Origin of the sequence: Marinobacter sp. UBA3604, assembly GCF_002375325.1 — a bacterium.
Lineage (GTDB): Bacteria > Pseudomonadota > Gammaproteobacteria > Pseudomonadales > Oleiphilaceae > Marinobacter > Marinobacter salarius.
Genome location: NZ_DFMB01000041.1, coordinates 12,636 through 39,445, shown reverse-complemented (window position 1 = coordinate 39,445; position 26,810 = coordinate 12,636). Strand labels below are relative to the sequence as shown.

Genomic DNA, 26,810 nt, shown 5'->3' with positions numbered 1-26,810 from the left:
TCGTGCAAAACACCCAAACAGCAGGATTCACACCGGAAACACCCCTGATTCTGGGAATGATGCGGCTCCATGACCATCCCAGCCTCACGCAACCGGCCCGGCTTGCGGACTGGATTGCCGCGCGGCTGGATGACGGCCTGAACGTGTTCGATCATGCCGACATCTACGGTGGTGGCGAGTGTGAACGGCTGTTCGGGGATGCATTACGTGCTCACCCGGCCCTAGCCCAAAACCTGCAGGTGATCACCAAAACCGGCATCGTACCGGCCGACCGGGACACCTCGCAGTGGCGGGTAAAACACTACCGGGCCGAAGCAGATTATGTGGAAAACGCGATCAACAAGGCCATCGCCTCACTGGCGGTAGAACAGATTGACACCTTTCTGATTCACCGTCCTGACCCGTTGATGCAGGCCGAGGACGTCGCGCGAGTGCTGGAAGCGGCGGTGTCCGCGGGTAAGATTCGCCAGATCGGCGTCTCCAACTTCCTGCCCGAGCAATGGCGATGGCTGGCCCGGAACACCGAGCTACCGCTGGTGTGCAATCAAAGCCAGTTATCCCTGCTCCACACCGATCCGTTGTTCGATGGCACCCTTGAAGCTCATCTTGCGGATGGACTGCGCTGGTTGGCGTGGTCTCCGCTGGGTGGCGGTGGCCTGGCGGACCGAATCCCGGCAGAGCTGATGGGAGAGGCTCGGGAAGAAACCGGTCTGGATGACACCGGCCTGGCTATCGCCTGGTTACGACAGATTCCCGGAACGCCTATACCCGTGCTGGGCTCCATGAACCCCGAGCGCATTCACTCAGCGCTCAATGGCGCTCGAAGCCCTATGCCACGGGGCCTCTGGTATCGGCTTCTGGAATCGGTTCGCAATACCGCAGTTGCCTGACCCGGAAGTGCGTTGTGACGTCCGTCAACGCCTGACAATTCGTTACACAACTTCCACCTTCGTCCGATTGTTGCTTTTGCAGACAGCCGCGACACTGGTCCTGATCCACAACAACAATATCAGGGCCCGCGTTACCGGCCCGGCGCGACCAAGGAGGCCTGTGCCAATGCTCTGCAAGAAGCTGCTTCTCTCTTTGTTACTGACCCTGCTGGCGACGGCTCCCGTTGCAGCGGAAACCCTGAAAATCGGGCTCAACTACCCCCAGACCGGCCGCTACAAGGACCAGGGTCTGCAACAACGCCTGGGCGCCTTCCTGGCCGTCGATGAAATCAACAAGGCCGGCGGCATCATGGGCCGCGAAGTGGAACTGGTGATACGCAACACCTCCGGCGAACCGGACAAGGGCGCCAAAAACACCGCTGAGCTGATCGACCGCGAAGGGGTGCAAATGGTATTCGGTGGCGTTTCCAGCGCAGTAGCCATTGCCTCCGGCAGAGCAGCAAGGGACCGAAACCGCATCTACTTCGGAACCCTGACCTACTCCAACGCCACCACCGGCGCCGCCGGCCACAGTCACATGTTTCGCGAACCCTATAATGCCTGGATGACGGCGAAGGTACTGAGCCAATATCTCAATACCCAGCATGCCGGCGACGAATACTTTTACATCACGGCAGACTACACCTGGGGCTGGTCGGTAGAGAAATCGGTCCGGAAATTCACCAATACCGAAAACACCGACGCTCACAAGGGCGTTAAGACACCCTTCCCTCGCGCGTTAATTACGGATTTTCGCCAGGCTCTGGAACAGGCGGAACAAAGTGGCGCGAAGGTCCTGATGATGGTGTTGTTTGGCGACGACATGGTGCGTGCGCTGAACGTCGCCTACGAAATGGGTTTGACGAAGAAAATGCAGGTGGTGGTACCCAACCTCACGCTCGGCATGGCCCGCCAGGTAGGCCCGACCATTATGGAAGGGGTCGTTGGCGGATCGCCCTGGGTGTGGAGCGTTCCCTACCAGTACAACTACGCCCGCGGTAAGGAATTCGTAGAGGCCTTCTCAAGCCGCTACGAGATGCGCCCCTCCACCGCGGCGGCCTCTGCCTACAGCATCGTCTACCAGTACAAGGATGCCGTGGAAAGGACCGGTACCACGGACACACGCCAGCTTATTCGAGCCCTGGAAGGCCACCGGTACACTTTCCTGAAGGACGAGCAGTACTGGCGCGACTTCGACCACCAGAACATCCAGACGGTCTACGTTGTGAGGGTTAAGCCCCGCAATCAGATCATGGAAGACGAGTACTCGGCTGACTACTTCGAGATCATCGACTCCATGCCCGGCGATGAGGCCGCCCAGACCCGGCAGGAATGGGAAGCCAGACGCAAGGAAGCCGGACAGCCGCTCAACCTCTAGGTGAGCGTCGATGTCACAGGGTTAACCGTGTTTGCCAGCGCCGCGCCAATGTTCGAAAACTCGTCCGCCTGCAGGGACGCCCCGCCGATCAGGCCGCCATCCACTTCGGGTGACGAGAACAGAGCCACCGCGTTGGCCGCTTTCACACTGCCACCATAAACAATGCGCACGGACTGCCCTGCGCCTGTCTCACAGTTCTCCAGAAACTGGCGGATAGCCCGGTGGGTGTCCGCCACCTGCTCCGGGGTAGCGGTCCTGCCGGTGCCAATAGCCCAGACCGGTTCATAGGCAACGATGCTGCCAGCCAGGCCGGACATGCCGCATTGGTCAATCACCGTCTGCAGCTGTCGCTGAACGACCTTCATCGTCCACCCCTGCTCCCGCTCTTCCAACGTTTCGCCAACACACATCACCGGTATCAGCCCAGCTGAGAGCACCTGCTGAAACCGGGCAGCAACATCATCGTCGGACTCGTGGTAAAGCGCGCGTCGCTCCGAATGCCCGACCAATACGTAACGGCACCCCATTTCATGCAACATGGTGGCGCTTACTTCCCCGGTGTGTGCACCGGACGTCGCACGGCTGGCATTCTGCGCCCCGAGTGCAATGCCGGTGTACCCGAGCAGGTCCCGCACCTGGAACAGATAGGGAAACGGCGGGCAAATGGCCATATCAATGGTTTTGCGAAAGGGGCGGAGCTTTGCCAGCATCCGCACAAGCAACGCCTGGTTGGAGTGCAGGCTGCCGTTCATTTTCCAGTTCGCAATCAGAATGGGTTTTCTCATGGTTTGTCTCCTGTGATTCCTCGTATCGACGTGTCAGGTATCCAGGGCACAGCGAATGGCTCCAACACCGGGATAGAAAGCGTGGGCGCCAAGGTCCTGCTCGATACGAAGCAACCGGTTATACTTGGCGACACGGTCAGAGCGGCAGAGGGAACCGGTCTTGATCTGACCTGCTCTGGTTGCCACTGCCAGATCGGCAATAAACGTATCCTCGGTTTCACCACTGCGATGGGATATAACCGCGGTGTAGCCAGCATCCTGTGCCGTTCCAATAGCTTCAAAGGTTTCGGTGAGGGTGCCTATCTGGTTGAACTTGATCAGAACCGAATTGGCGATGTCCTTCCGCACGCCATCCGCGATCAGTGACGCATTGGTCACGAACAGGTCATCCCCTACCAGTTGCACCCGTTCCCCCAGCTTTTCGGTCAGCAGCTTCCAGCCATCCCAGTCGTCCTCATCCATACCGTCCTCGATGGACGCGATGGGGTACTGCATCGCCAGCGACAGCAGATAATCGGCAAAGCCGGCGGAGTCAAAGCTTGCTCCGGCTCCGGACAACTCGTAGCGGCCATCGCGATAGAACTCGGACGCGGCACAGTCCAGAGCCAGCACGATATCCGTGCCCGGCCGATAACCCGCCCTGACGACCGCTTCCAGGATAAGATCCAACGCCTCTTCGCTGGAGCGCAGATCCGGCGCGAAACCGCCTTCGTCACCAATGGCGGTGGAAAGGCCTTTCTCGGTCAGCAGTGATTTCAGTGCATGGAAGGTTTCAACACCCATTCGCAATGCCTCGCTATAGCTGGGCGCTCCGACCGGCTGGATCATGAATTCCTGAAGATCAACGGTATTGTCTGCATGGGCACCGCCGTTGATGATATTCATCATGGGTACCGGCAACACACACGGACCGGAGCAACCATAGAGTTCTGCCAGATAGCGGTACAGCGGTTGCTGTCGAAAGTTGGCGGCGGCATCGGCAACCGCCAGGGACACGGCGAGAATGCCGTTTGCACCAAAACCGGACTTGTTATCGGTGCCGTCCAGGTGGCGCATCAGCCGATCAATCACCAACTGGTCAAACACCACCCGGTTTTCAATCGCTGGTGCGATGTGCCGGTTAACCGCTTCGACAGCCCCCAGCACACCCTTGCCATTGTACCGATCAGGATCACCGTCCCTTTTTTCCAGGGCCTCCCTGGAACCGGTGGAGGCGCCCGACGGCGCCCGACCGCGTCCGACCACGCCGTTTCCCAACTCAACATCCACTTCCACTGTGGGAAAACCGCGGGAATCCAGAATTTCCCGGGCGAATACGGACTGAATACGCTCCATAATCATTAACCTACTTGCTCGTGTTGTTTTTGTTTCCGCACACATAGGTGCACTATCGAACAGTTCACTCGATTGTAATATTCGTTTACGAACATTCACAAGCGAAAAAGAACACAATTCCATATGATTTTGTTATATGGAAAACCCCAATAGGAACTTCAAACGGTTTCGACTACACCCGGAATCGCCCGATCAACGCTTCAATATCACTCATCGACGCCTTGAGCTGATCGCTGGTGGCTACCAATTGCTCAATCTCTGCCAGGTTTTCCGATGAGGATTCACTGATCTCGGTGACATTACGCGACACAGAACGGCTCACATCTTCCTGCTCGTCCATACCAGTGCGAACGTGTTCCGCACTATTGCGAATCTGATCAACCGCTTCCCGAATGGTTTCAACGCCTTTTGAGGCATCGGTAATCAGGGACTTGACCGACTCCAGGCGCTGGAAGCTGTCAGCCATGGAACTCACGGCCTCCGCCGCGTCCCCCTGGAGACGGTTGACCAGACCACGAATGGTTTCCGTACTGCTGGTGGTCTTCTGGGCAAGCTGCCTGACCTCGTCGGCCACCACCGCGAACCCGCGGCCGAACTCGCCGGCCCTGGCGGATTCGATGGCGGCATTGAGCGCCAGCAGGTTGGTCTGGTTGGCGATTTCATCGATGGATTCGGTGATGCGCCCGATATCGTGGGATGCACTCTCCAGCTTCTTCAGTTTCCCGGAGGTTTGCTGAACCTGCTCCTCAAGTTCGTTCACGCACTCCATATTTGCGTTAGCCGTCGCCTTACTTTCATCCACCCGGCTGTTCACCGACTCCACCAGTTGATGAGTATCTCTCACAGCTTCCGCCACATGATGGCAGGACGCCTCCATTTGCGTCATGGCAGTGGCGATTGAATTCAGATCATCGGACTGGCCCCGAATACGCTGGCTGAGATCGTGGGAAAAATCCGCATTGGACGCGGCCACCCCGGTAATTTCACCGCCGGCTTTCTGCAGGCTGCTCAACACCTCGCGCATGGCCGCTGCGAGTTTGTTGGCAGACTCTTTCAGTTCAATAAACTCACCATTGGCGCGGAACGTCAGTTCGCGACTGTAGTCACCGCCCGCCATTGCCGAGAGGTGATTGACGGTGGCACGCAAGGGGATACTGATCAGCCGACCCAACCACACAGATATCACAACGGCGATAAACAGGATCAGCGGGACCAGGTAATACACCAACTGTTCCGAGAAGCGTGCCGTGGCATCAAGATTGTCGACGGTCTGTACAGCAGCCTCCCCGGCTGCCGTGACCATCTGGTCGATATGGCTGTTGAGATTATCGAGCCCGGCCTCAATGTCGGCGACCGTGCTGTTCACCGCCAGCAGGTTGCTGCGGTAATCGTAATACTGGCTGACAATGCCGGTTTCACTGTTGACCGACTCAAAAAATTCGTTGGCGATTGGAGCAAGTGACTCCAGCGAGGCGATTTCTCCAATGATGGCCTCAATATCCTGCTCAACCGTCACGGTGTTGAATCGCAGGTTTTCCACCACGGCTTTCAGCCGTTCCGCATCCTCGGTACTGACCAACTGCATGATCAACAATTCGATATTGGACAGGTTCCCCATGACCGTCATGAGGAGGTCCTTCAGGTAAATATCGGACCCGGCCGGTGCCGATGCTTCGCGAAGCAACAACTGTTTCATTTCCGAGGCTTTAGCCAGAAAGTCGGACAAATCACGGTTCACCGATTCAGAGACCCTGATGACGTCCGCCTGGTGTTCCTGGAGCCTGGTGGCTCGTTGCTGAAGCGCCTCAAGCGCCTCCCTGTACTGCTGGGCAAGCTCTTCGAACCCGTTCAGTAATTGGATGTCGCCGGCCTCGACGGCAAGCGATGCGACTTGTTCATCCAGCGCCGTTATCTGGCTTGTCAGCCTTCCGTAGCGGGCTTCCAGCTCCTGACTATCCCCTAACCTGGCGAGCGATATAACCGCCATGCCACTGCCACTGGTCGATGCCTCGACCGCCTGCACGGAGCGCTGGAACGGGAAGATTCTCTCCTTTACCTCCGACGTGCCCTCGGAAATGGACGTCATCATAGTGCCGTTGAACAGCCCCCAGCCCGCAATGATCACACACAGCAAACCGAAGCCCAGGTATAGACGATGGATAACTGATATTTTTCTCATGCCCTATCAACCCCTACTGCCAGCCCTGGACAGGCCCGGAATCTGAAAAGGAAAAATCAGGTACGAAAAGGTGGAAAAAGGGCCGGCAGGGTCAACCCGCTAAACACGGGGGAACGCCTGAAATGCTAGTAAGGGGGGGTATGAAAGCAACCGGCCAAGACCCACCGACCTGACGGTGTAAGATCTGCCGCTGCCCCAGGAGACTCGGGACAACGGCAGGACACTACAGGTAAGTGATTTTCTGAGAGATCACTGGAACTGACTCGGAAATCAGCTTTCGCGAGCCTGTTCCCAGGTTTTCAGAAGCTCTTCGTAGCGGACGGTTTTGCCTTGCGGCTTTTCGTTGTCCAGCTTCGGCTTGGGCGCACCCGGCTGATCCAGCCAGTACTGGGGATCACGCGGCTCGTTCAGCTTAGGACCACAGGTTTCCTGGACACTGGCGCGTTCAAGACGCTCCATGACACGGTCCTGGGCTTCAGCCAAACCATCCAGGGCTTTCTGTGGCGTTGCTTCACCACTTGCAGCCTGGGCGATGTATTGCCACCACAGCTGAGCCAGCTTCGGATAATCCGGTACGTTGGTACCCGTCGGCGACCACTGAACGCGGGCCGGGCTGCGATAGAACTCCACAAGACCACCGAGCTTGGGCGCCAATTCGGTCATGGCATCCGAGTTGATGTCAGACTCGCGGATCGGCGTCAGGCCAGCGATTGTTTTTTCCAGGGATACGGTCTTGGACACCGTAAACTGGGCGTACAACCAGGCCGCCAGGCGACGTTTCTCCGGAGTGGACTTCATGAAGGTCCAGGAACCCACGTCCTGATAGCCCAGCTTCATGCCCTCTTCCCAGTAGGGTCCACGGGGAGAGGGTGCCATACGCCACTTCGGGGTGCCGTCTTCGTTAACCACCGGCAGGCCGTCTTCGATCATGCTGGCAGTAAAGGCGGTGTACCAGAAGATCTGCTGGGCAACAGCGCCCTGAGCGGGCACGGGACCAGCTTCAGAGAACGTCATACCCGGCGCTTCCGGCGGTGCGTATTTTTCCAGCCAGTCAACATACTTGGTGGTTGCGTACACAGCAGCCGGTCCATTGGTTGCACCGCCGCGGCTTACGCTGGCACCAACAGGGTGGCACTCATCCACCCGGATGCCCCACTCGTCAACAGGCAGGCCGTTCGGAAGGCCCTTGTCGCCGGCGCCAGCCATGGAGAACCAGGCATCCGTGAAACGCCAGCCCAGTGACGGGTCTTTCTTGCCGTAGTCCATGTGGCCGTAGACACGCTTACCATCAATTTCCTTCACGTGTACGGAGAAGAACTCGGCAATGTCCTCATAAGCGGACCAGTTCACTGGGACGCCCAGCTCATAGCCGTAGATATCCATGAACTGCTTTTTCAGGTCTTCGCGCTCGAACCAGTCAGCGCGGAACCAGTAAAGGTTGGCAAACTGTTGGTCAGGCAATTGGTAGAGCTTGCCATCAGGGCCGGTGGTGAAGTCCAGACCGATAAAATCGTCCAGATCCAGGGTCGGCAGGGTCAGATCCTTGCCTTCACCGTTCATGATGTCCTCAACAGGCATGACCTTGCCGTAGCGGAAGTGGGTACCGATCAGGTCAGAGTCGTTGACCCAGCCGTCGTAGATGTTCCGGCCGGACTGCATCTGTGTCTGCAGCTTCTCGATAACATCGCCTTCCTGGATCAGCGTGTGGGTCAGATTGATCCCGGTGATTTCGCTGAATGCCTCAGCGAGTACCTTGGATTCGTATTCGTGAGTGGCAATGGTTTCCGAGACGACGTTGATGTCCATGCCCCGGAACTGCTCGGCAGCCTGGATGAACCACTCCATCTCCTTCATCTGCTCTTCTTTCGTCAGAGTCGAATTCTTGAATGCCTCATTCACCCACTTCTTGGCGGCATCAGAATACTGATCTGCACTGGCCTGAAAACTGAGCCCCAATCCCACCGAGCCAATCGCAGCGCTCAGAAGGAGGGTTTTCGGATATTTATTGTTCTTGAACATATCCAACCTCGTTCGTCTTGTTTTGGTTTGTTCGAAACGCGACAGCGAGTGTCAGTGCGTTCCGGCTTTCCCTCTATAGCGTTATTGCCGCTATTCCTGGAAACGGAGCCGAATAGGGATGTTCGATTCCGATCATTAAGAAGAAAATAGTTCGTTATAGAAATTTTTACAACCGTTTTGAGCGATAAATCATAAGATTTTTTTCGGGCCTCCCTGGCAAACGAAAATCAAAAGCGCCTTCCACTGGCACCGTTTCCCATCACCCCCAGCGCAACAGCACCAGGAGCCACGCCACTGACACCACCAACGCTACCCAAAGAGTAATGTCGCTGACCGCCAGGAACGCAAGATGGATATAGGCCGCCGATAGCAGACCAATGAAAAGACGATCTCCCCGGGTTGTCGAAATCGGCAGAAACCCTTTTCGCTCCGTGCACGGCGACACCACTTCGTAAACCGTCATCACCAGCAAGATACAGGCAATCACCGCAAAGAAAATCGCAACCGTTGGTGTCCAGTTCATCCATTCAATCATGAGTTCTCTCCTTATACCCGACCCAGTGCGAAGCCTTTGGCGATGTGGTTGCGAACAAACCAGACCACCAGCACGCCGGGAATAATAGTGAGCACACCGGCAGCCGCCAGCACACCCCAGTCAATGCCGCTTGCCCCGACCGTTCGGGTCATGATTGCGCCAATGGGCTGCGCATCCACGGAGGTCAATGTTCGGGCGAGCAACAATTCCACCCAGGAGAACATGAACGCAAAGAACGCGGCGACGCCAATGCCAGACCGAATCATCGGCAGGAAGATCTTCACGAAAAACTTGGGGAAGCTGTAGCCATCAATATAGGCCATCTCATCGTACTCGCGCGGCACACCCGACATGAAACCTTCGAGAATCCAGACCGCCAGCGGCACATTGAACAGACAGTGAGCAAGCGCCACTGCAATGTGGGTATCAAACAACCCTACTGACGAATAGAGCTGGAAGAACGGCAGTAGAAAAACAGCCGGCGGTGCCATGCGGTTACTCAGCAGCCAGAAAAACAGGTGCTTGTCTCCCACGAACTTGTATCGGCTGAACGCGTAGGCGGCCGGCAAGGCCACCAGCAGTGTGATGGTCATGTTCATGGACACGTAGATCATCGAGTTGATGTAACCCGAGTACCAACTTGAATCCGAGAAAATCACAGCGTAGTTGGCCAGGGTGAAATTCTGCGGCCACAACGTCAGGCCACCGAGAATTTCCTGGTTGGTCTTGAACGACATGTTCAGGAGCCAGTAGATCGGAGTCAGCAGGAGCACGATAAACAGTGTCATCCCGAAGCCCTTGGAACGTGAATAGTTCATCACTCTCTCCTTATTTTTCTTTGTCGAGGTGAGTTATGGCGGTAAAGAACACCCAGGACACCAGCAGCACGATCAGGAAATAGATCAACGAGAACGCCGCTGCCCGGCCGATATCAAACTGGCCAATCGCCATGGTGGTGAGTGTCTGGCTCAGGAAGGTTGTTGAGCTGCCTGGCCCGCCACCGGTGAGAACAAAGGGCTCGGTGTAGATCATGAAGCTGTCCATGAACCGCAGCAGTACCGCAATCACCAGCACACTTTTCAGGCGCGGTAACTGGATATAGCGGAACACGGCCCACTTGGAGGCACGGTCAATTTCGGCAGCCTGATAGAAGGCTTCGGGAATGGCACGCAAGCCGGAGTAGCAGAGAAGAGCCACCAGGGGTGTCCAGTGCCATACGTCCATCAGCAGCACCGTCAGCCAGGCATCCACCGTGTCGCCGGTATAGTTGTAATCCAGCCCCAGCGCATTCAGGCCCCAGCCAAACAGGCCGATGTCACCACGGCCGAAGATCTGCCAGATGGTCCCGACCACGTTCCAGGGAATCAGCAACGGAATGGCCAGAAGGATCAGGCACAGAGAGGCCTTGATACCGGATTTTGGCATCATCAGCGCAACCCCGATCCCGAGGGGGATCTGGATCGCCAGCACAGCGCCGGAAAACAGGAACTGCCTGAGCAGGGATTCTCTCAGCCGCTCGTCAGCAAGCACTTCGCGAAACCACTCGGTACCAACGTAATAGGCGTTACCCGGGCCAAAGATATCCTGGACCGAATAATTCACAACGGTCATCAGCGGTATCAGGGCTGAAAACGCTACAAGTATGAAAACTGGCAGTACGAGCCACCAGGCACGATTATTGGGAACCTTATTCATTGGTCCTTCTCCTCTACCAGAAACTCGTCCACGTAAAGCTTCAGCCACTTTTCCGGAAAGCTGAGCTGAACCTGGCCGCCAACTGCAAAGTGCTGGTCTTCCGTCAGCCGAACCTTCAACGTTTCGAAATCCAGCTTGACTGTCATGACCTTGTAAGTGCCGAGGTCCTCGACATCCAACACCTCGGCCTCAAACGTATCGTCCGCCGGCATATCGGACGCCTGGATAAACTCCGGGCGAATACCGATCTTGAGATTGTTGGACTGCAGGCGCTGCAACAGCTCGACGTGTTGAACACTCAGCGGGACAACCGTGCTGCCGAAGCAGACCCCGCGTGGGCAACGCTGAACCTCAATCAGATTCATGCCGGGGCTACCGATAAAATACCCCACAAATGTGTGGTTGGGCTGTTCGAAGAGCTCCGTTGGGGTGCCAAACTGAACAATCTGACCGCCATACATCACCGCGATTTTGTCGGCGAAAGTGGACGCCTCAAGCTGGTCGTGGGTGACGTACACCATGGTGATATCGAACTGTTCGTGAATCTGCTTGAGCTTGCGGCGCAGCTTCCACTTGAGCTGGGGATCGATAACCGTCAGCGGTTCATCGAACAGGATGGCGGACACATCGCCCCGAACCAGGCCTCTACCCATGGAAACCTTCTGTTTCTGGTCCGCGGACAGGTTCTTGGCCTTTTTCTGCAGCTCGCTCTCAATCTCCAGGATCTCCGCGATCTCATGCACCTTGGCCTTGATCTGGGACGACGGCACGCCGGTGTTCTTGAGCGGAAATGCCAGGTTCTGGTACACGGTCATCGAGTCATAGATCACGGGGAACTGGAAAACCTGGGCAATGTTCCGGTCCCTCGGGGACAGCTCGTTCACCCGCTTGCCATCGAACAGTACGTCGCCCTCGGAGGGCTGGAGCAAACCCGAAATGATGTTCAGCATCGTACTCTTGCCGCAGCCGGACGGACCGAGCAATGCATACGCCCCACCCTTCTCCCAGACATGGTCCAGTTGACGGATCGCGTAGTCATCGGGCCCGGCAGGAGTGTCGCTGTAACTGTGAGCCAGGGACTTCAAATGAATTTCAGCCATCAGACCGACCCTCCTGTGACGACCTGTGCCGGTGTGTGCACCAGGCTTTCGTCTTTATCGAATACGAACAGTTTGTTGATGGGCAGGTAGATCTTGATGGGCGAACCCGTGTGGTACTGGTGTACGCCCATCAACTGCATCACCATCTCGAAGTACCGATTGCGCACGTGCATGAAGGTTTCGGAGCCACTGATTTCACTGAGCTCAACCTCCATCGACATCTCGAGATCATCCTCATTGTTGGGGACCAGTCCGATGTGACTCGGGCGGATACCAAACCAGTAATCGCCGGGTTCGAGCCGTGCGAGTTCCTGGGTCAACGCATGATGGGAGTATTCGTCGAAGGTCACTTCCGTGGCGGTGACCCGACCCTTGATCATATTCATGGGGGGCTCACTGAACAGTTGTGCCGCCAGGGTGTTCACTGGGTTACGGTAAACGTCCATTACCGGGCCGCTCTGAACGATCCGTCCCTCGTTCAGGAGCGTGGTGACACCTCCCAACGCCAGCGCCTCGTTGGCTTCGGTGGTGGCGTATACGGCAATGCACTGGCGTTCGCGGAACAGTTCCCGCAACTCAGCGCGCAACTCTTCCCGCAGTTTGTAGTCGAGGTTCACCAGCGGTTCGTCAAACAGGATCAGGGTTGCGTCCTTGACCAGGGCCCTGGCCATCGCCGTGCGCTGCTGTTGCCCCCCTGAAAGCTCCAGCGGATACCGCTTCAGCAAGGGGTCAATCTGCAGCATGTTCGCGGTTTCCTTGACCCGCCGGTCAATCTCACTCTCCTTCATCTTGGCCAGACGCAGGGGCGAGGCGATGTTTTCGTACACCGTGAGGTTGGGATAGTTGATGAACTGCTGATAGATCATTGAGACATTGCGTTGTTGAACGCTTTGCCCGGTGACATCGTTGCCGTTGTAGATGAGGCGGCCGTCATCGGGCTTGTCCAGCCCGGCCATCAGCCGCATCAACGAGGTTTTGCCGGCCAATGTACGCCCGAGCAGAACGTTGAACGAACCTGCCTCAAACGTGATGTTCGCGTCGCGGATGTAATCGACTCCATCCACGACACGGGAGAGGTTCTCCAGCGTTAAGGACATAGGCTTTCCTTTGTTGTTCTTGTGGCACGTTATCCGCCGTCACCGCAGGCGACCGGCGAGAATTCGATTTCGAATACATAAAGGCAATGAGCATACCAATGTAGGTGGAAACCACGAGAAAATGCGTAGATCATTGTTTTTATTGTCATTAAATTTCTAGAAAATTTCTTTATTGAAAACAGAAATGTTCGCTATCAAACTTTTTGTTCAGTTTGAACATTGACCTGAACAACCAATGAGCACATTATTGAACATCGTGGCGAACAGATTCGCGGCCTCGGGCCACCCTGGCGGGGTGCGAAAAAACAAAACGAACTTCAGGAACGCGGAGGATTCGCGTGAAAAGGCAACAAGAGAGGGCGGAATACCGATCCATTATCGCGGATTCATGGAATCGCTGTATTGGTTACGGGCTTCACCATGACTACGAACCCGAGCCCGCGAACCTCGACGACCGTGCCCGGGAAACGCTGGAAAAGGACTACGAAGCGTTACTCAGCACAACAGAGACGGAAGTACTTCCCTACTACAACAACATCATGTCCAACAGCCGCTGCCTGATCCTGCTGGCCGACTCCCATGCCCAGGTCCTGAAGGGCTGGGGCGACAAACGCATTACCGAAAGCCATCTGCGGCCATGGTTCAGCGCGGGCGCCAGTTGGCACGAACGCTACGCTGGCACCAACGCCATTGGCACTTCCATCGCCACCCGCTCGCCCGTCCAGGTCCAGCGAAACGAACATTTTCTCAAACTCAACCGGAGCATCATCAGTTCCGCGGCGCCGATATTCGATACCGACAGAACCCTGGTGGGGGTTCTCAGTGCCTTCAGTGATGCCTACCTACCGCAGGCGCATACGCTGGGGATGGTTCGTCTTCTTTCGCAATCGGTTGAAAACCGTCTGATCGTCAGGCAGTTGGGGAGCGATCATTTTATCCTCACCCTCAACACCACGGCGGACAATATCGACAGCCCCTGGTCGGGACTGATCGCGTTTGACCCCAACGGCCGCATAGTTGCCTCCAATCAACGGGCAGATCAACTACTCGGCGAGCCTTTGTCAGGGCGCAACCTGAACTCGCTGTTCATTGAAAACCGGAACCTGGTACTGAATCACTCCCACAACACCCCCATACAGCTCACGACCACGAAACGAGTGCGGCTGTCAGGACTGTTGAAGCGGCCGGTCTCGCTCGACACCGTCACCACAAAGCCCGCGCGCGCAATACCCCGTGCCAGGCCCACGGAGCCAGGCATGGCTGGCGTTTCCATGGACGATATTGAACATGGGGATCCACTGGTCCGGCGCTGTGCCGACCAGGCGAGGAAGGTTCTGGAGAGAGGCGTTCCGATACTGATTTGTGGTGAAACCGGTGTGGGCAAGGAAGTGATGGTCAAAGCCCTGCATGGAACCAGCCAACGATGCGCGCAGCCTCTGGTCTCCGTTAACTGTGCGGCGATCCCACCGGAGCTTGTCGAATCCGAACTGTTTGGCTACGAGGCCGGCGCATTCACCGGCGCCCGCGCCCAGGGTTCTCTGGGCCTGATACGCAAGGCCGACAAGGGCATCCTGTTCCTGGACGAAATCGGAGAAATGCCCCTGGCCGCCCAATCCCGGCTATTGCGCGTTCTGCAGGAACGGGAAGTGACACCGGTGGGCTCCACGGAACGCATTCCCGTGGACATACTGCTGGTATCTGCGACCAACCGCCCGCTCGCAGATCGAATCGACAATGGTGAGTTCAGAGCGGACCTCTACTACCGCATCAATGGCCTCAGCCTTGAGCTTCCAGCACTCAGGGATCGAATGGACCGGCGCGAGCTGATCCGCAGAATCTATCTGGAGCATCGTGACAGCGGCCAATCGGACACTCTGAACAATGAGGTAATGGCGGCGCTTGAGAATCACCCCTGGCCCGGCAATATTCGCCAGCTGGTGAACATCGTCCGCGTCGCCGTGGCCATTGCCGACGGCGACGACGTGCAACTCTGGCACCTGCCGGAGGATTTCCTGGCGGATTATGAGAGTCAAACCAGGCCCGAGCGCAAACCGGTATTCGATGCATCGCCCTACAGAGAATCGCCCCAGGCGAATGACAACTCCCGGAATGACACCATGGATCAGACACTGGTGGTCTACCGACAGTGCATGGGCAACGTGTCCCGTGCAGCCAGGGAACTGGCTGTCAGCCGCAACACCCTGTACAAGCGACTTCGGGATCTGGGTGTAAGGTAGTCATAGCTTGCGAATGGCTTTAAGCCAGCCGTCGTAGAGCTTGTCACGCTGGGCTTTGGTCATCGTTGCCTCAAAACTGCGGTCGCATCGCCACATACTGCTCAGATCCTCCAGGCTTTTGTAGACACCCGCCTGCAAGCCAGCCAGATAGGCCGCGCCCAGGGCGGTGGTCTCCACCAATGCAGGCCGATCGACCCTCGCTCCGAGGATATCCGCCAGGAACTGCAGTACCCAGTTGTTGGCCACCATGCCACCGTCCACACGCAGGGTAATGGGCCTTATGCCATCCTTCTCCATCGCCTTCTGCAGATCCTTGGTCTGGTAGCAAACCGATTGCAGGCCAGCGGTCACGATTTCCTTGATCCCGGTATCGCGGGTCAGCCCGAAAATCGCCCCACGGGCGTTGGGGTCCCAGTACGGTGCACCCAGGCCCGTAAACGCTGGCACCAGATAGACCCCGTGGTCCACCGGTGTGCCTTCCGCCAGGGGTTCGGTCTCACAGGCGTCCCGAATCAGCTGCAACCCGTCTCGCAGCCACTGGATAGCAGCACCGGCGATAAAGATACTCCCCTCCAGCGCGTAGGCAGGCTTTCCGTTGAGGCGATAGGCTACCGTTGTGAGCAGGCGGTGCTCTGACGTCAGAGCCTTGTCGCCGGTGTTCAGCATCAGGAAACAGCCGGTACCGTAGGTGCTTTTCGCCATTCCGGTTTCAAAGCACGTCTGGCCGAACAGGGCCGCCTGCTGGTCCCCCGCCATACCCATGACGGACGTACCACCCAGCCGACCGTTACCGACGATCTGGCCGAAGTCCGCTGCCGAATCCATCACCTGCGGCAACAACGAGGCAGGAATGCCGAACAGGTCAAGTAGCTCCGGGTCCCAATCCTGATCGTGAATGTTGAACAACAGGGTGCGACTGGCATTGGTCGCATCGGTCCTGTGCTCCCTGCCGCCGGTCAGTCGCCAAAGCAGAAAACTGTCTATCGTGCCGAACGCCAATTCTCCGCGTTCCGCCCGTTGCCGGGCGCCCGGTACGTTGTCCAGTATCCAGCGAATTTTCGTCGCCGAAAAATAGGGGTCAATCAACAGCCCTGTCTTGTTGTTCACTGAAGGTTCAAGGCTTTGCTTCTTGAGCGATTCACACCAGTCTGCGGTTCGCCTGTCCTGCCAGACGATCGCCGGGTAGATGGCCTCGCCCGTTGCGCGGTCCCACAACACCGTGGTTTCACGCTGGTTCGTTATGCCAACAGCGACAACCTCATCGTTGTCACCACACCCCCTGGCCATCACGTCATCGCAGGTTTCCTGGACAGTACGCCAGATGTCTTCCGGCTCATGCTCGACCCAGCCGCTCGCGGGAAAATGCTGAGGGAACTCCTGCTGGCTCGTCGCGTGGATGTTGCCGTCCAGGGTGAAAAGGATGGCGCGGGAACTGGTTGTCCCCTGGTCGATCGACAGAATGTACTGAGTCATAGTTGTTTTGCCTCGGGCCAGTGTTCTTATTTTTTCGTATTTTTACTTTTTTGAAAACAAAAGCCAACCCTTTTTGCGGGCGAAAACTTACCCGCACTTCGCAAGCCTCACACAAGCCCCTAAAAATGCTGCACAAAGGCACAAAACACTCTAAACTGAGTTCAGGTTTGAAATCGCTATTTCGTTCGTTACAGAAAAACCGTGGACCGGAGGAAGTTGAATGGCACAACGACGCCGACAGGACCTGATCATGGAGCTCATCCAGCAGAACGGCTTCGTGACCACCGAGCAACTGGTTGATCAGTTCAAGGTAACGCCGCAAACCATCCGCCGGGATTTGAACGACTTGGCCAGCCAGAAGAAACTGCGCCGGCATCACGGCGGCGCCGGCATCGACTCCAGCACGGTGAACACGGCCTACCAGGCTCGCAAAATCATGGACCTGGAAGCCAAGGAGCGCATCGCTGAAGCACTGGTGGACATGATCCCCGACAACTCCTCCATGTTCATCAACATCGGCACCACCACGGAAACCATTGCCAAGGCCCTGCTTGAGAAAAACAACCTCCAGGTAGTCACCAACAACCTTCACGTCGCATCCATTCTTTCCGCCAAGGAAGACTTCCACATCATTATTGCCGGCGGCGAAGTGCGTAACCGCGACGGCGGCATCGTGGGTGAAGCCACTCGGGACTTCATCAACCAGTTCAAGATGGATTTCGGCATTATCGGTATCAGCGGCATCCACAGTGACGGTTCTTTGCTGGACTTCGATTACCGGGAAGTGCGGGTTGCCCAGTCCATCATCGAGAATTCCGGCCAGGTACTGCTGGCCGCGGACCATTCCAAGTTCGGCCGCAACGCCATGGTGCGCCTCGGCAGCATTGCCCAGGCAGATCATGTGTTTACCGATGAACCGCCTCCCGTCGAAATCCGCCAGCTCCTGCGTGAAAACAACGTGGAACTGCACCTGGTCTGACCCCTCCATCGCCGCAACCATCACCCAGTCATAGCCTGGCAGCGTGACTCCCAAAGCCTTCGCCCACTTTTTTTCGTTTTTTTTCTGTATTTTCCTTTACGAATATATTTTGCTTTCGCATAATGTGGGTATACGTTTCTGTGAAAATCGGAAAGAGCGCCGGAAGCGTCCTTTCATTGGCGTCAGGAGATGACTCGAGATGACCGAGGAGAACAATACATTTGACGTTGTCGTTGTGGGCGGTGGCGTCAACGGCACAGGTATCGCCATGGACGCCGCAGGCCGCGGACTGAAGGTGTTGCTTTGCGAAATGAACGACCTCGCCTCAGCCACCTCGTCCAGCAGCAGCAAGCTGATTCATGGGGGTCTCCGATACCTTGAGCACTACGAGTTCCGCCTGGTACGTGAAGCCCTGGCAGAACGGGAGTCGCTGCTGCGAAATTCGCCACACATCATGTGGCCAATGCGCTTTCGGTTGCCACACCGCCCTCACCTTCGCCCCGCCTGGATGATCCGGACCGGGCTGTTCCTTTATGACCATCTGGCCAAGCGAGAGGTCCTTCCGGGGTCGCGCTCCATAAAGTTCGATGAGAAGGATCCGCTCAAGTCGGATATCACCAAGGGTTTTGAGTATTCAGACGGCTGGGTGGATGATGCTCGCCTGGTGGTACTGACCGCCAAGAAAGCCCAGGAGTGCGGCGCCACCATCCTGACCAGAACCAAGTGCATCAATGCCGAGCGCGGCGCGGATTCATGGAACGTATCGCTTCAGGATATGAATGACGACAGTATCCACCACGTCTCCGCTAAGGTGATTGTCAATGCGTCGGGCCCCTGGGTAAGCCGGCTGTTCAGCGAAAGCCTGTCCATGAAAGCGCCAAAAACCATTCGCATGGTCAAGGGCAGTCATATTGTGGTGCCTCGCCTCAATCGGGAAACCGAGGCCTACATTCTCCAGAATGAAGACGAACGCATTGTGTTCGTCATCCCCTACGAGGACGAGTTCTCCCTGGTAGGCACCACCGACGTGGATTACGAAGGCGACCCGAAAAAAGCGAAAATATCACCGGAAGAAACCGAATATCTGCTGGATATCGTCAACTCGCACTTTAAACGCCAGCTAACGGAAAGCGATGTGGTGTGGTCCTATTCCGGCGTTCGACCTTTAATGGACGACGAAGAGGGCGATGCCAAGAAGGCTTCCCGCGATTACTCGTTTGAGGTCAGCCGGGAAAAGGGCAAGGCGCCGGTCATCTCCGTCTTTGGTGGCAAGATCACTACCTACCGCAAACTTGCAGAAGCTGCGACGGACAAACTCTGCCAGTTTTTCCCACACGCCCGCGGTCCGTGGACGAAAACAGGCATCCTGCCCGGCGGTGATTTCGAGAATCACGACACTCTCGAGGCAAGCCTGTCAGCCGAATACCCGTGGCTTCCCGAAGCGGTATACAGCCGTTACGTGCGTACTTACGGCACCAAGGCATACGACTTTCTGGGCGACGCAAAATCCATCCAGGATCTGGGATTTCGGTTTGCCGGCACACTCTACGAGCGCGAAGTCGAGTATCTTATCAAGCATGAATGGGCGATGACGTCGGAGGACATTCTCTGGCGCCGCACCAAACAGGGGCTCTATGCCACTGAAGACGATGTTCGGGAGCTGGACAGATATCTATCCGCCCAGGCAACCCCGCAACCGCAAACCGTTGCTCTCCACCACAGCGCCTGAATCACTCTCTCAGGCATTTCGCTCCGGCCGGCCTCCCCCGCCCGGAGCTTTTTTGTGCCCCTCTACTGGCAAGCACTCCCCGGTATCCCTGGATACGAAAAAGCCGGATGCCATACGGCACCCGGCTTTTCCTGCCCCACCCTTCGTCCAGTCAGTAGGGTGTATAAGGCTCTTCCGCTTCTATCAGAACGTCAGCTGTGAGCCAACGATGAACGCATCGTATTCACCCTGACCACCCTCTGTGCCCAGCGTCGTGTACTCGGCCATCAGGGTCAGGGCGTCCGTAGCGGCGTAACGCGCAAACACCATGGTCAGATCCGTATCGTTCGCGCTCGAGTTGATGTCGTCTTCACCCTCGCCGTAGCTGACACCCAATGTGGTGCGGTTGAAGCCGTATGTCGTCTCAACGTACCACTGACTGGCGTCTTCCTCGTTCGGATCCAGGCGAGCGGCAAATACGCCGTTCCCGGTACCGGACGTCATGGAATAGTTACCACGAACATTCAGGTTGCCGAGCGACACCGAACCACCAAAATCGACACCAGACATGGTGTAGTCGTCAAAGGTGCCGGTCTTCGAGTCTACATCCTGAGTAAAGGCACTTGACCACAACGAGAACATATCCGCGGTGTAGACCACGTTGCCCTCAATTCGGGGCGCGCTGTATTCCGCATCAGCTACGCCATCCACCTTGGAGGGGCTGAATACACCCACCTTGAATTGCAGACCACCCAGGCTATTCGAGGTATACATCACACGCGGCGTGAAGTTGGCGTAGAAGTAACCGTTACCGATACGTCCCGCCGTTGCAGCCACCTGGTCCGGGCCGCCGATCAGGCCGACACCCAGGGCACTGCCGTTGTCCCCGATAGCGGGAACACCGAAGATCCCGAAGCCCTTACCAATGTTGACCTGACCGAAATCACCGGCAACCGCGATCTCGGACACGCGGCTGCGGAAATTCGCATTGGCATCACCAGGCGCTATGTCTGCGTTCATCTGGAAGTGACCCGATACTTCCAGGCCATTCTGTGTGGGAGCGTAGATGTTGGTTTGCAGCGTAGCCGGGTTAAAGCCTGTGGTGATGGTAAACGAGTCTTCGTCCGTTGGATCGTCGTAGTTGCCAAGTACCGCGAAGATCGGAATGTGACCATTGAATCCCGCTCTCCAACCGCTGTCGGATTCGAACGTGGTATCAGCATATGCCGGCGCAGCAAACGCTCCGGCAACCATCGCAACCCCGGCCGCCAGCGCAGACAATTTGAAAGACTTAACATTCGCGCAGTTTTTGTTTTCGATCATGATAGCTTCCTATTATTGTTTGAGATTTTCTGGCCTATCAGCACTTCCTCTCGTTGGAACCTGAAATAACCTTTATATCAGTAACTTGATGGGCTACCTCTTGCTAACAGACACTGTCATCTCGAACATTCATTGCGGTTTTCGGCCGCTTTCTGTTTTCGAGACAGAACAAATCTAGCGCGCTAAAGAAAAAATGGAAAGTTTTAGAACATATTTTATCTGAAATTTACGCCCTTGCATGGCGAAAAAAACAACGAAACAATCCATATATTGCTGTTTTTATTGACTTAATTACAGATACAGAAATGTTTATAAATTTTCGTTGACGAACCATGAAACGAACATTACTCTCAATAATGTAGTAAAACCAACAAAACACGTGTAACTAACAACAAGAAAGGTGTTCCATGAGGAAATGGCCAATTGTCGCTGCGACCACCTGTCTGCTGTGCTTCAGCGCAGCCGGTCACGGTTCAGATACGTTTAGTGCGTTGCCGGAAGCACGCAAGCAGGTCATCAATCAGTGGATTTCAGAAAATTTTCAGGCGTCCACGCTATCTACGGAGCAACAGGCAGAAGAGCTTGCCTGGTTTGCACACACCGCCAAGCCGCTGGAAGGCCTTGAGATTTCGGTTCTGTCAGAGAACCTGGCAACGCACCGTTACGAATCCGAAGTACTCGCGAAAGCGTTTTCCGACATTACCGGCATAAAGGTGACTCACGACCTGAAACCGGAAGGCGAGGTCATCCGGCAGGTCAACCTGCAAAGGATCATGGCTGCCAAGGGTCGGTATGACGCCTTCGTCAACGACTCAGACCTGATTGGCACCCACGCGCGCACCGGCTGGGCACTGGCACTGAGTGACTACATGGAAGGCAAGGGGCGCGAGTACACGCTGCCCACGCTGGACCTGAAGGATTTTATTGGCCTGAGCTTCGTGACGGGCCCGGATGGAAAAATCTACCAGTTGCCGGACCAGCAATTCGCCAACCTCTACTGGTTCCGTTACGACTGGTTCCAGCGCCCCGAATTACGCGCAAAGTTCCTGGAGCGCTATGGCTATGAGCTTGGCGTGCCATTGAACTGGTCCGCCTATGAGGATATTGCCGAGTTCTTCACCGTCCATGTGAAGGAGATCGACGGCGAGCCCGTGTACGGCCATATGGACTATGGCAAACGAGATCCGTCACTTGGATGGCGCTTCACCGATGCCTGGCTATCCATGGCGGGCGCTGGCGACCCCGGGCTGCCCAATGGCCTGCCAGTGGATGAATGGGGAATCCGGATGGAGGAATGTCATCCTGTTGGCTCCTCCGTCGAGAGAGGCGGCGCCACCAACGGGCCGGCCGCTGTTTATGCCTTGCAGAAGTACATAGATTGGCTCAGAAGCTACGCGCCACCGGAAGCGCCAGAGATGAACTTTTCCGAGGCTGGTCCCGTTCCCGCTCAGGGCCAGATTGCCCAGCAGATTTTCTGGTATACCGCCTTCACGTCCGACATGACCAAACCCGGGCTCCCCGTGGTCAATGACGACGGTACGCCGAAATGGCGAATGGCACCCTCCCCTTACGGCGCCTATTGGTCGGAAGGCATGAAACTCGGCTATCAGGACGTAGGCGCCTGGACCATTCCCAGAGTGATGAGTGATCGCAGCCAGAAAGCGGCCTGGCTCTACGCCCAGTTCACCGTCTCAAAATCGGTATCACTTCAAAAAACGCTCGTGGGCCTGACGCCAATTCGCGAATCGGACCTGGACTCCCCGGAAATGCAGGCCAGAAGCGCGGAACTGGGCGGGCTGGTGGAGTTCTACCGCAGCCCCGCCCGTGAAGCCTGGACACCGACCGGTGTTAATATCGCCGACTATCCCAAACTGGCCAAACTCTGGTGGCCGAACATCGCCGATGCAATGTCGGGAGAACGCACAGCACAGCAGGCCATGGATAAACTGGCCGAAAGTCAGGACAGGGCGATGGCAGTGATGGAACGCAACTACACAGTCAAGAATTGCCCACCCCGTATCGCATCAGACGACGATGCAAAAGGTCGCGACTGGTGGCTCGCACAACCAGGAGCTCCGAAGCCGAAGCTGAAGAACGAAAAGCCACCGGGGAAAACCATTCGCTACGAGGATCTTCTTGCGCGCTGGGAAGAAGCCCGATAGGTGTACAACAGACACCTGGGAGCTCAGTCGTCCAGAATATCCTTTACCCGGCGGCGCAGCTCGGGAATAACCTCCTGCTCGAACCAGGGATTGCGCCGTAGCCAAAGGTTGTTTCTCGGGCTGGGGTGTGGCAACGGCAACATGGTCGGCCACACCTCCCGCCATTGCCTCACCCGCTCAGTCACCGACGTTTTCGCCCCTGGCAAGTGCCAGGCATGAGCGTACTGTCCAATCACCAACGTCAGCTCCACATGCTCCAGGCGTTCCAGTAGCAGGTCCCGCCAGGCAGGCGCACACTCCGGCCGTGGTGGCAGGTCACCGTTCTTTCCTGTGCCGGGATAACAGAACCCCATGGGCAAGATCGCCAGTTGCTGTTCGTCGTAGAAAGTGTCCCGGTCAATGCCCATCCAGTTACGCAGCCGGTCGCCGCTGGGGTCGTTGAACGGCAATCCGGTATCGTGAACACGGCGCCCGGGCGCCTGCCCCACCACCAGCAAACGCGCTGACTGCGAGATCTGGACCACCGGCCGGGGCCCGAGGGGCAACTGAGCTTCACAGATCCGGCACTGGCGAACGTTCGCCACCAATTCACCAAACGGCATCCGGGAATAAAGACTGGTCATTTGTGCCAACCACTCCAGAAGAATAGGCCATTGCATACACAGCCACTTAACGTAACCATAAAGCCTCAACCCGTTAGCCACAAATCGACGATTCCGAGAACGGCACAAGGACTGCTCCGCCCATGAATGCCAAGTCAGATGTTGACTCCAACGCCACCCTGAATGCGTTTCGCGAGGTTGTTCGCAGCCGGCGTTCAGTACGCCGATTTACCGACGAGCCAGTGCCGGAACACGTGCTGGATGATTGCCTTGAGCTGGCCATGCTGGCGCTGAGGGCCCACGGTTACGATTCATGCCCCATGGAAGGCTTTGACGAATGCCGGGTAAGACGGCTGTTGAAGCTACCGCGAAAGGGCCTGGTGACCATGGTACTGGCGGCGGGGAAACGCTCAGACAAGGGCGTGTATAACCGCCAATACCGCTTTGAGAGGGATACGCTCATTCACTACCTGTGAATGAGCGCCGGACTACACTTCCGGGTTGGCCAGCGCTTCGGCGGCACCCAGCAAACCGGTGTACCCCTCCATCACCACGTAAACCGGCGTTGATTCCAGCAAGGGACGCATCCGCCCCTTGTCTTCGAAACCTTTCTGGAACGGGCTTTCCAGGAAGAAGTCGATGAATCTGGGGAGAATGCCTCCGCACAGGTAAACGCCTCCGGTACCTCCCAGGGTCAGAACCCCATTGCCGGCAACGCGCCCAAGAATCTCGCAGAAGTGCCGCAAAGTCTGGCGGGCAAGCAGATCAGACTGATCCAACGCGGCGGCGGTTATTTTCTCCGGCGCATCCAGGGGGGCGGCCACGCCCTGTATCTCCGCGTGGGCCTGGTAAAGGTTCAGCAAACCCTGACCACACAGGATACGTTCGACGGAAACGCGACCGAACCGGGCCTTCAGAATCCGCAGGATAGCCATCTCGGTGTCGTCTGTCGGGGCAAAGTCCACGTGACCACCCTCAGTCATCAGCGGCACCCAGCCATGCTGCAACGGAACCAACCCTGACACTCCCAGGCCGGTGCCCGGGCCGATAACCAGCCGGGGGCGCGCCGCGTTGCCCGGGCCGCCGCAAACGTGGACCAGCTTATCGGCACTGACATGGGGTACCCCGAGGGCCATGGCAGTAAAGTCATTGATCACCTTGAACGCGCCCCAACCAAACCGCCTGCGAACCTCCTCGCTGTCGAAACGCCAGTGGTTGTTGGTCATCCGCACCTGGGTGCCCTGGACTGGCGATGCTACCGCAAGACAGACATCCTGCACCTCCCCTACGCCGCAGCGGGCAAGGTAATCAACGATGGCAGCATCAAGATTGTCGTAGTCCCCGCAGGCAAGGACTTCAACAGCCTCAGGGGTAACGTCACCGGAGCGAACGAGAGCAAACCTGGCGTTGGTACCCCCGATGTCTCCTACCAGCGAGTAGTTGTCTTTCGTCATGCGTCGTGATTCCAGAAAAAGCTGGCGCCCTCTTCCGGGTTGCTGGCGGCTTTACGCATCCAGCCAAACAGCTCCCGGCCCAGGCCGTGATGATAACTGCTCAGGTCCGCTTTTTCCGCCTCGCGGCTGGCAAATTCCTCAGCCGACACCTCAATCTCCAGTGTTCCGGCAACCGCGTCCAGATTGATCACGTCGCCATTGCGCACGCGGCAAAGCTCCCCACCATTCGCTGCTTCAGGATAGACGTGTATGGCTGCCGGCACCTTACCGGACGCCCCGGACATGCGACCATCGGTAACCAGCGCAACCTTATAGCCACGGTCCTGAAGCACACCAAGGTACGGCGTCAGCTTGTGCAATTCAGGCATGCCGTTGGCTTTCGGGCCCTGGAACCGGACCACCACAACGCAATCGCGGTTGAGGTCACCCGCATCGAAGGCCGCCTTGAGTTCGTTCTGGTCATTGAACACAACAGCCGGTGCCCTCACTACGCGGTGCTCCTCCGCCACGGCCGACACCTTGATCACTCCACGGCCAAGATTGCCATCCAGAACCCGCAACCCGCCGTCCGGCGCAAAGGGCTCCGCCGCCGTACTCAGCACATCCGGCTTGGCACTTTTCTCAGGCGCCGGCTTCCACACCAGCTTGTCATTCTCCAGTTCCGGCATTCGTGCGTACTGTTCCAGCCCATGCCCCACAACCGTCTCAACGTCATTATGAAGCAGACCGGCACTCAGCAACTCACGGATCAGGAACGGCGTTCCCCCCGCTTCGTGGAAGGCGTTCACGTCTTCCTGGCCGTTGGGATAAATACGCGTCATCGAAGGTACCGCCGATGACAACTCGGAGTAGTCGTTCCAGTCGACAATGATGCCGGCGGCTCGGGCGATGGCGATCCAGTGAATGGTGTGATTGGTGGAGCCACCGGTCACCAGCAGCGCCACCAGCGCATTCACGATACTCTTTTCGTCCACCATATCGCCCAGACCCAACGTGCCTCCGTGGGGCTTGGACAGCCGGATAACCTGTTCGGTTGCCTCACGGGTCAAGGCTTCACGTAGTGGCGTACCCGGGTTCACGAAGGCCGACCCTGGCAGATGCAGCCCCATCACCTCCACCAGAAGCTGATTACTGTTGGCGGTACCATAGAACGTGCAGGTACCGGGGCTGTGGTAGGACTGGGATTCCGCCTCCAGCAGCTCGTCTTTACCGATCTTGCCCTCGGCGTAGAGCTGGCGAATGCGCTGCTTCTCTTTATTGGGCAGCCCAGACGGCATGGGACCAGCCGGTACCAGAATAGTCGGCAGGTAGCCGAAGCTCAGCGACCCGATCAGCAAACCAGGAACGATTTTGTCGCAGATGCCGAGCAACATGGTGGCATCGAACATATTATGACTCAGGGCGACCGACGTACTCATGGCGATGGTGTCGCGTGAAAAAAGGCTCAGCTCCATGCCCGGCTGGCCCTGGGTCACACCGTCACACATGGCCGGAGTGCCACCGGCAAACTGCGCCACCGAGCCCATTCCGTTGGCCGCCTTGCGAATCACGTCCGGAAAGTCCTGATAAGGCTGGTGGGCCGACAACATGTCGTTGTAGGCGGAGACAATGGCCACATTGGCCTTGTTCATGAATTTGAGGGTATCTTTATCGGACTGGTTACAGGCGGCAAAGCCATGAGCCAGGTTGCCGCAGGACAGCGTGCTGCGCTGGGGTGACTGGGCTTTGAGCTCGCCCATCCTGTCCAGATAATCCTGCCGGGTAGCGCGACTGCGCTCGATGATCCGCTTGGTAACCGCGTCTACGGTCGGGTGCATAGT

Annotated in this window: 21 protein-coding genes; 7 read left to right on the top strand and 14 right to left on the bottom strand. The window is 57.0% G+C overall.

Going from position 1 to position 26,810, the window contains the following annotated elements; genetic code table 11:
* Positions 1-2 precede the first annotated feature (2 nt).
* Both B2590_RS11910 and B2590_RS11905 read left to right on the top strand, forming a co-directional pair.
* A complete protein-coding gene (locus B2590_RS11910; RefSeq protein WP_286810259.1) occupies positions 3-890 on the top strand; it encodes an aldo/keto reductase in 888 nt (295 codons plus the stop codon).
* 166 nt (positions 891-1,056) lie between these two features.
* Positions 1,057-2,307 carry a substrate-binding protein gene (locus B2590_RS11905; protein WP_091641391.1) on the top strand — a complete coding sequence of 417 codons (1,251 nt, stop codon included), beginning with the start codon at positions 1,057-1,059 and terminating at the stop codon, positions 2,305-2,307.
* Here the strand turns inward: B2590_RS11905 and tpiA are convergent.
* The 9 genes from tpiA to B2590_RS11860 all read right to left on the bottom strand — a co-directional run bounded on the left by tpiA (position 2,304) and on the right by B2590_RS11860 (position 13,052).
* Positions 2,304-3,092, bottom strand: a complete 789-nt coding sequence (tpiA, locus tag B2590_RS11900) for a triose-phosphate isomerase (protein WP_085680147.1) — start codon at positions 3,090-3,092, stop codon at positions 2,304-2,306. The two genes, B2590_RS11905 and tpiA, sit on opposite strands and share 4 nt — an antisense overlap.
* A gap of 33 nt (positions 3,093-3,125) precedes the next feature.
* On the bottom strand, positions 3,126-4,427 hold the full coding sequence (gene eno, locus B2590_RS11895; protein WP_036205147.1) for a phosphopyruvate hydratase: 1,302 nt from the start codon (positions 4,425-4,427) through the stop codon (positions 3,126-3,128).
* Positions 4,428-4,599: 172 nt separating this feature from the next.
* Positions 4,600-6,606: a methyl-accepting chemotaxis protein gene (locus B2590_RS11890; protein WP_286810258.1), complete on the bottom strand. Its 2,007-nt coding sequence runs from the start codon at positions 6,604-6,606 to the stop codon at positions 4,600-4,602.
* Positions 6,607-6,876: 270 nt separating this feature from the next.
* Positions 6,877-8,625: an extracellular solute-binding protein gene (locus tag B2590_RS11885; RefSeq protein WP_286810257.1), complete on the bottom strand. Its 1,749-nt coding sequence runs from the start codon at positions 8,623-8,625 to the stop codon at positions 6,877-6,879.
* Positions 8,626-8,884: 259 nt separating this feature from the next.
* The gene (locus tag B2590_RS11880) at positions 8,885-9,160 is read right to left on the bottom strand and encodes a DUF2160 domain-containing protein (protein WP_041335498.1); all 276 of its coding nucleotides are present in this window, start codon (positions 9,158-9,160) and stop codon (positions 8,885-8,887) included.
* A gap of 11 nt (positions 9,161-9,171) precedes the next feature.
* Entirely contained in the window at positions 9,172-9,978 is an 807-nt protein-coding gene (locus B2590_RS11875; RefSeq protein WP_007155503.1) for a carbohydrate ABC transporter permease, read from the bottom strand.
* A 10-nt stretch (positions 9,979-9,988) separates the two neighbouring features.
* Positions 9,989-10,855 carry a carbohydrate ABC transporter permease gene (locus tag B2590_RS11870; RefSeq protein ID WP_036205138.1) on the bottom strand — a complete coding sequence of 289 codons (867 nt, stop codon included), beginning with the start codon at positions 10,853-10,855 and terminating at the stop codon, positions 9,989-9,991.
* Positions 10,852-11,955, bottom strand: coding sequence for an ABC transporter ATP-binding protein (locus B2590_RS11865; protein WP_041335501.1), 1,104 nt, complete (start codon positions 11,953-11,955; stop codon positions 10,852-10,854). The genes B2590_RS11870 and B2590_RS11865 overlap by 4 nt, the downstream gene beginning before the upstream one ends.
* Positions 11,955-13,052, bottom strand: a complete 1,098-nt coding sequence (locus B2590_RS11860; RefSeq protein ID WP_126812285.1) for an ABC transporter ATP-binding protein — start codon at positions 13,050-13,052, stop codon at positions 11,955-11,957. The genes B2590_RS11865 and B2590_RS11860 overlap by 1 nt, the downstream gene beginning before the upstream one ends.
* 338 nt (positions 13,053-13,390) lie before the next feature.
* Here B2590_RS11860 and B2590_RS11855 point away from each other — a divergent pair, with 338 nt between their 5' ends.
* Positions 13,391-15,289, top strand: coding sequence for a sigma-54-dependent Fis family transcriptional regulator (locus tag B2590_RS11855; protein ID WP_127401566.1), 1,899 nt, complete (start codon positions 13,391-13,393; stop codon positions 15,287-15,289).
* Here B2590_RS11855 and glpK read toward each other — a convergent pair whose 3' ends face one another.
* Positions 15,290-16,762 carry a glycerol kinase GlpK gene (glpK, locus tag B2590_RS11850; RefSeq protein WP_041335504.1) on the bottom strand — a complete coding sequence of 491 codons (1,473 nt, stop codon included), beginning with the start codon at positions 16,760-16,762 and terminating at the stop codon, positions 15,290-15,292.
* Between the two features lie 220 nt (positions 16,763-16,982).
* Between glpK and B2590_RS11845 the strand changes: the two genes are divergently transcribed.
* Both B2590_RS11845 and glpD read left to right on the top strand, forming a co-directional pair.
* Positions 16,983-17,741: a DeoR/GlpR family transcriptional regulator gene (locus B2590_RS11845; RefSeq protein ID WP_007155657.1), complete on the top strand. Its 759-nt coding sequence runs from the start codon at positions 16,983-16,985 to the stop codon at positions 17,739-17,741.
* A 199-nt stretch (positions 17,742-17,940) separates the two neighbouring features.
* The gene (gene glpD, locus B2590_RS11840; protein WP_085680137.1) at positions 17,941-19,470 is read left to right on the top strand and encodes a glycerol-3-phosphate dehydrogenase; all 1,530 of its coding nucleotides are present in this window, start codon (positions 17,941-17,943) and stop codon (positions 19,468-19,470) included.
* Between the two features lie 183 nt (positions 19,471-19,653).
* Here glpD and B2590_RS11835 read toward each other — a convergent pair whose 3' ends face one another.
* Positions 19,654-20,772 (bottom strand): porin, encoded by a 1,119-nt coding sequence (locus B2590_RS11835; protein WP_075196277.1) that lies wholly within the window; start codon positions 20,770-20,772, stop codon positions 19,654-19,656.
* 407 nt (positions 20,773-21,179) lie between these two features.
* Between B2590_RS11835 and B2590_RS11830 the strand changes: the two genes are divergently transcribed.
* Complete coding sequence (locus B2590_RS11830; protein WP_083637252.1) at positions 21,180-22,934, top strand: ABC transporter substrate-binding protein; 1,755 nt, start codon at positions 21,180-21,182, stop codon at positions 22,932-22,934.
* Positions 22,935-22,957: 23 nt separating this feature from the next.
* On the opposite strand, the gene B2590_RS11825 is transcribed toward B2590_RS11830, so the two are convergent.
* Entirely contained in the window at positions 22,958-23,557 is a 600-nt protein-coding gene (locus B2590_RS11825) for a uracil-DNA glycosylase family protein (protein WP_041335511.1), read from the bottom strand.
* A 122-nt stretch (positions 23,558-23,679) separates the two neighbouring features.
* Between B2590_RS11825 and B2590_RS11820 the strand changes: the two genes are divergently transcribed.
* Positions 23,680-24,012 carry a nitroreductase family protein gene (locus tag B2590_RS11820; RefSeq protein WP_075196278.1) on the top strand — a complete coding sequence of 111 codons (333 nt, stop codon included), beginning with the start codon at positions 23,680-23,682 and terminating at the stop codon, positions 24,010-24,012.
* A 12-nt stretch (positions 24,013-24,024) separates the two neighbouring features.
* Here B2590_RS11820 and B2590_RS11815 read toward each other — a convergent pair whose 3' ends face one another.
* Both B2590_RS11815 and edd read right to left on the bottom strand, forming a co-directional pair.
* Positions 24,025-24,990 (bottom strand): glucokinase, encoded by a 966-nt coding sequence (locus B2590_RS11815; protein ID WP_286810255.1) that lies wholly within the window; start codon positions 24,988-24,990, stop codon positions 24,025-24,027.
* Positions 24,987-26,807 (bottom strand): phosphogluconate dehydratase, encoded by a 1,821-nt coding sequence (edd, locus tag B2590_RS11810; RefSeq protein ID WP_127401568.1) that lies wholly within the window; start codon positions 26,805-26,807, stop codon positions 24,987-24,989. Before edd ends, B2590_RS11815 begins: the two co-directional genes overlap by 4 nt.
* Between the last annotated feature and the right edge of the window lie 3 nt (positions 26,808-26,810).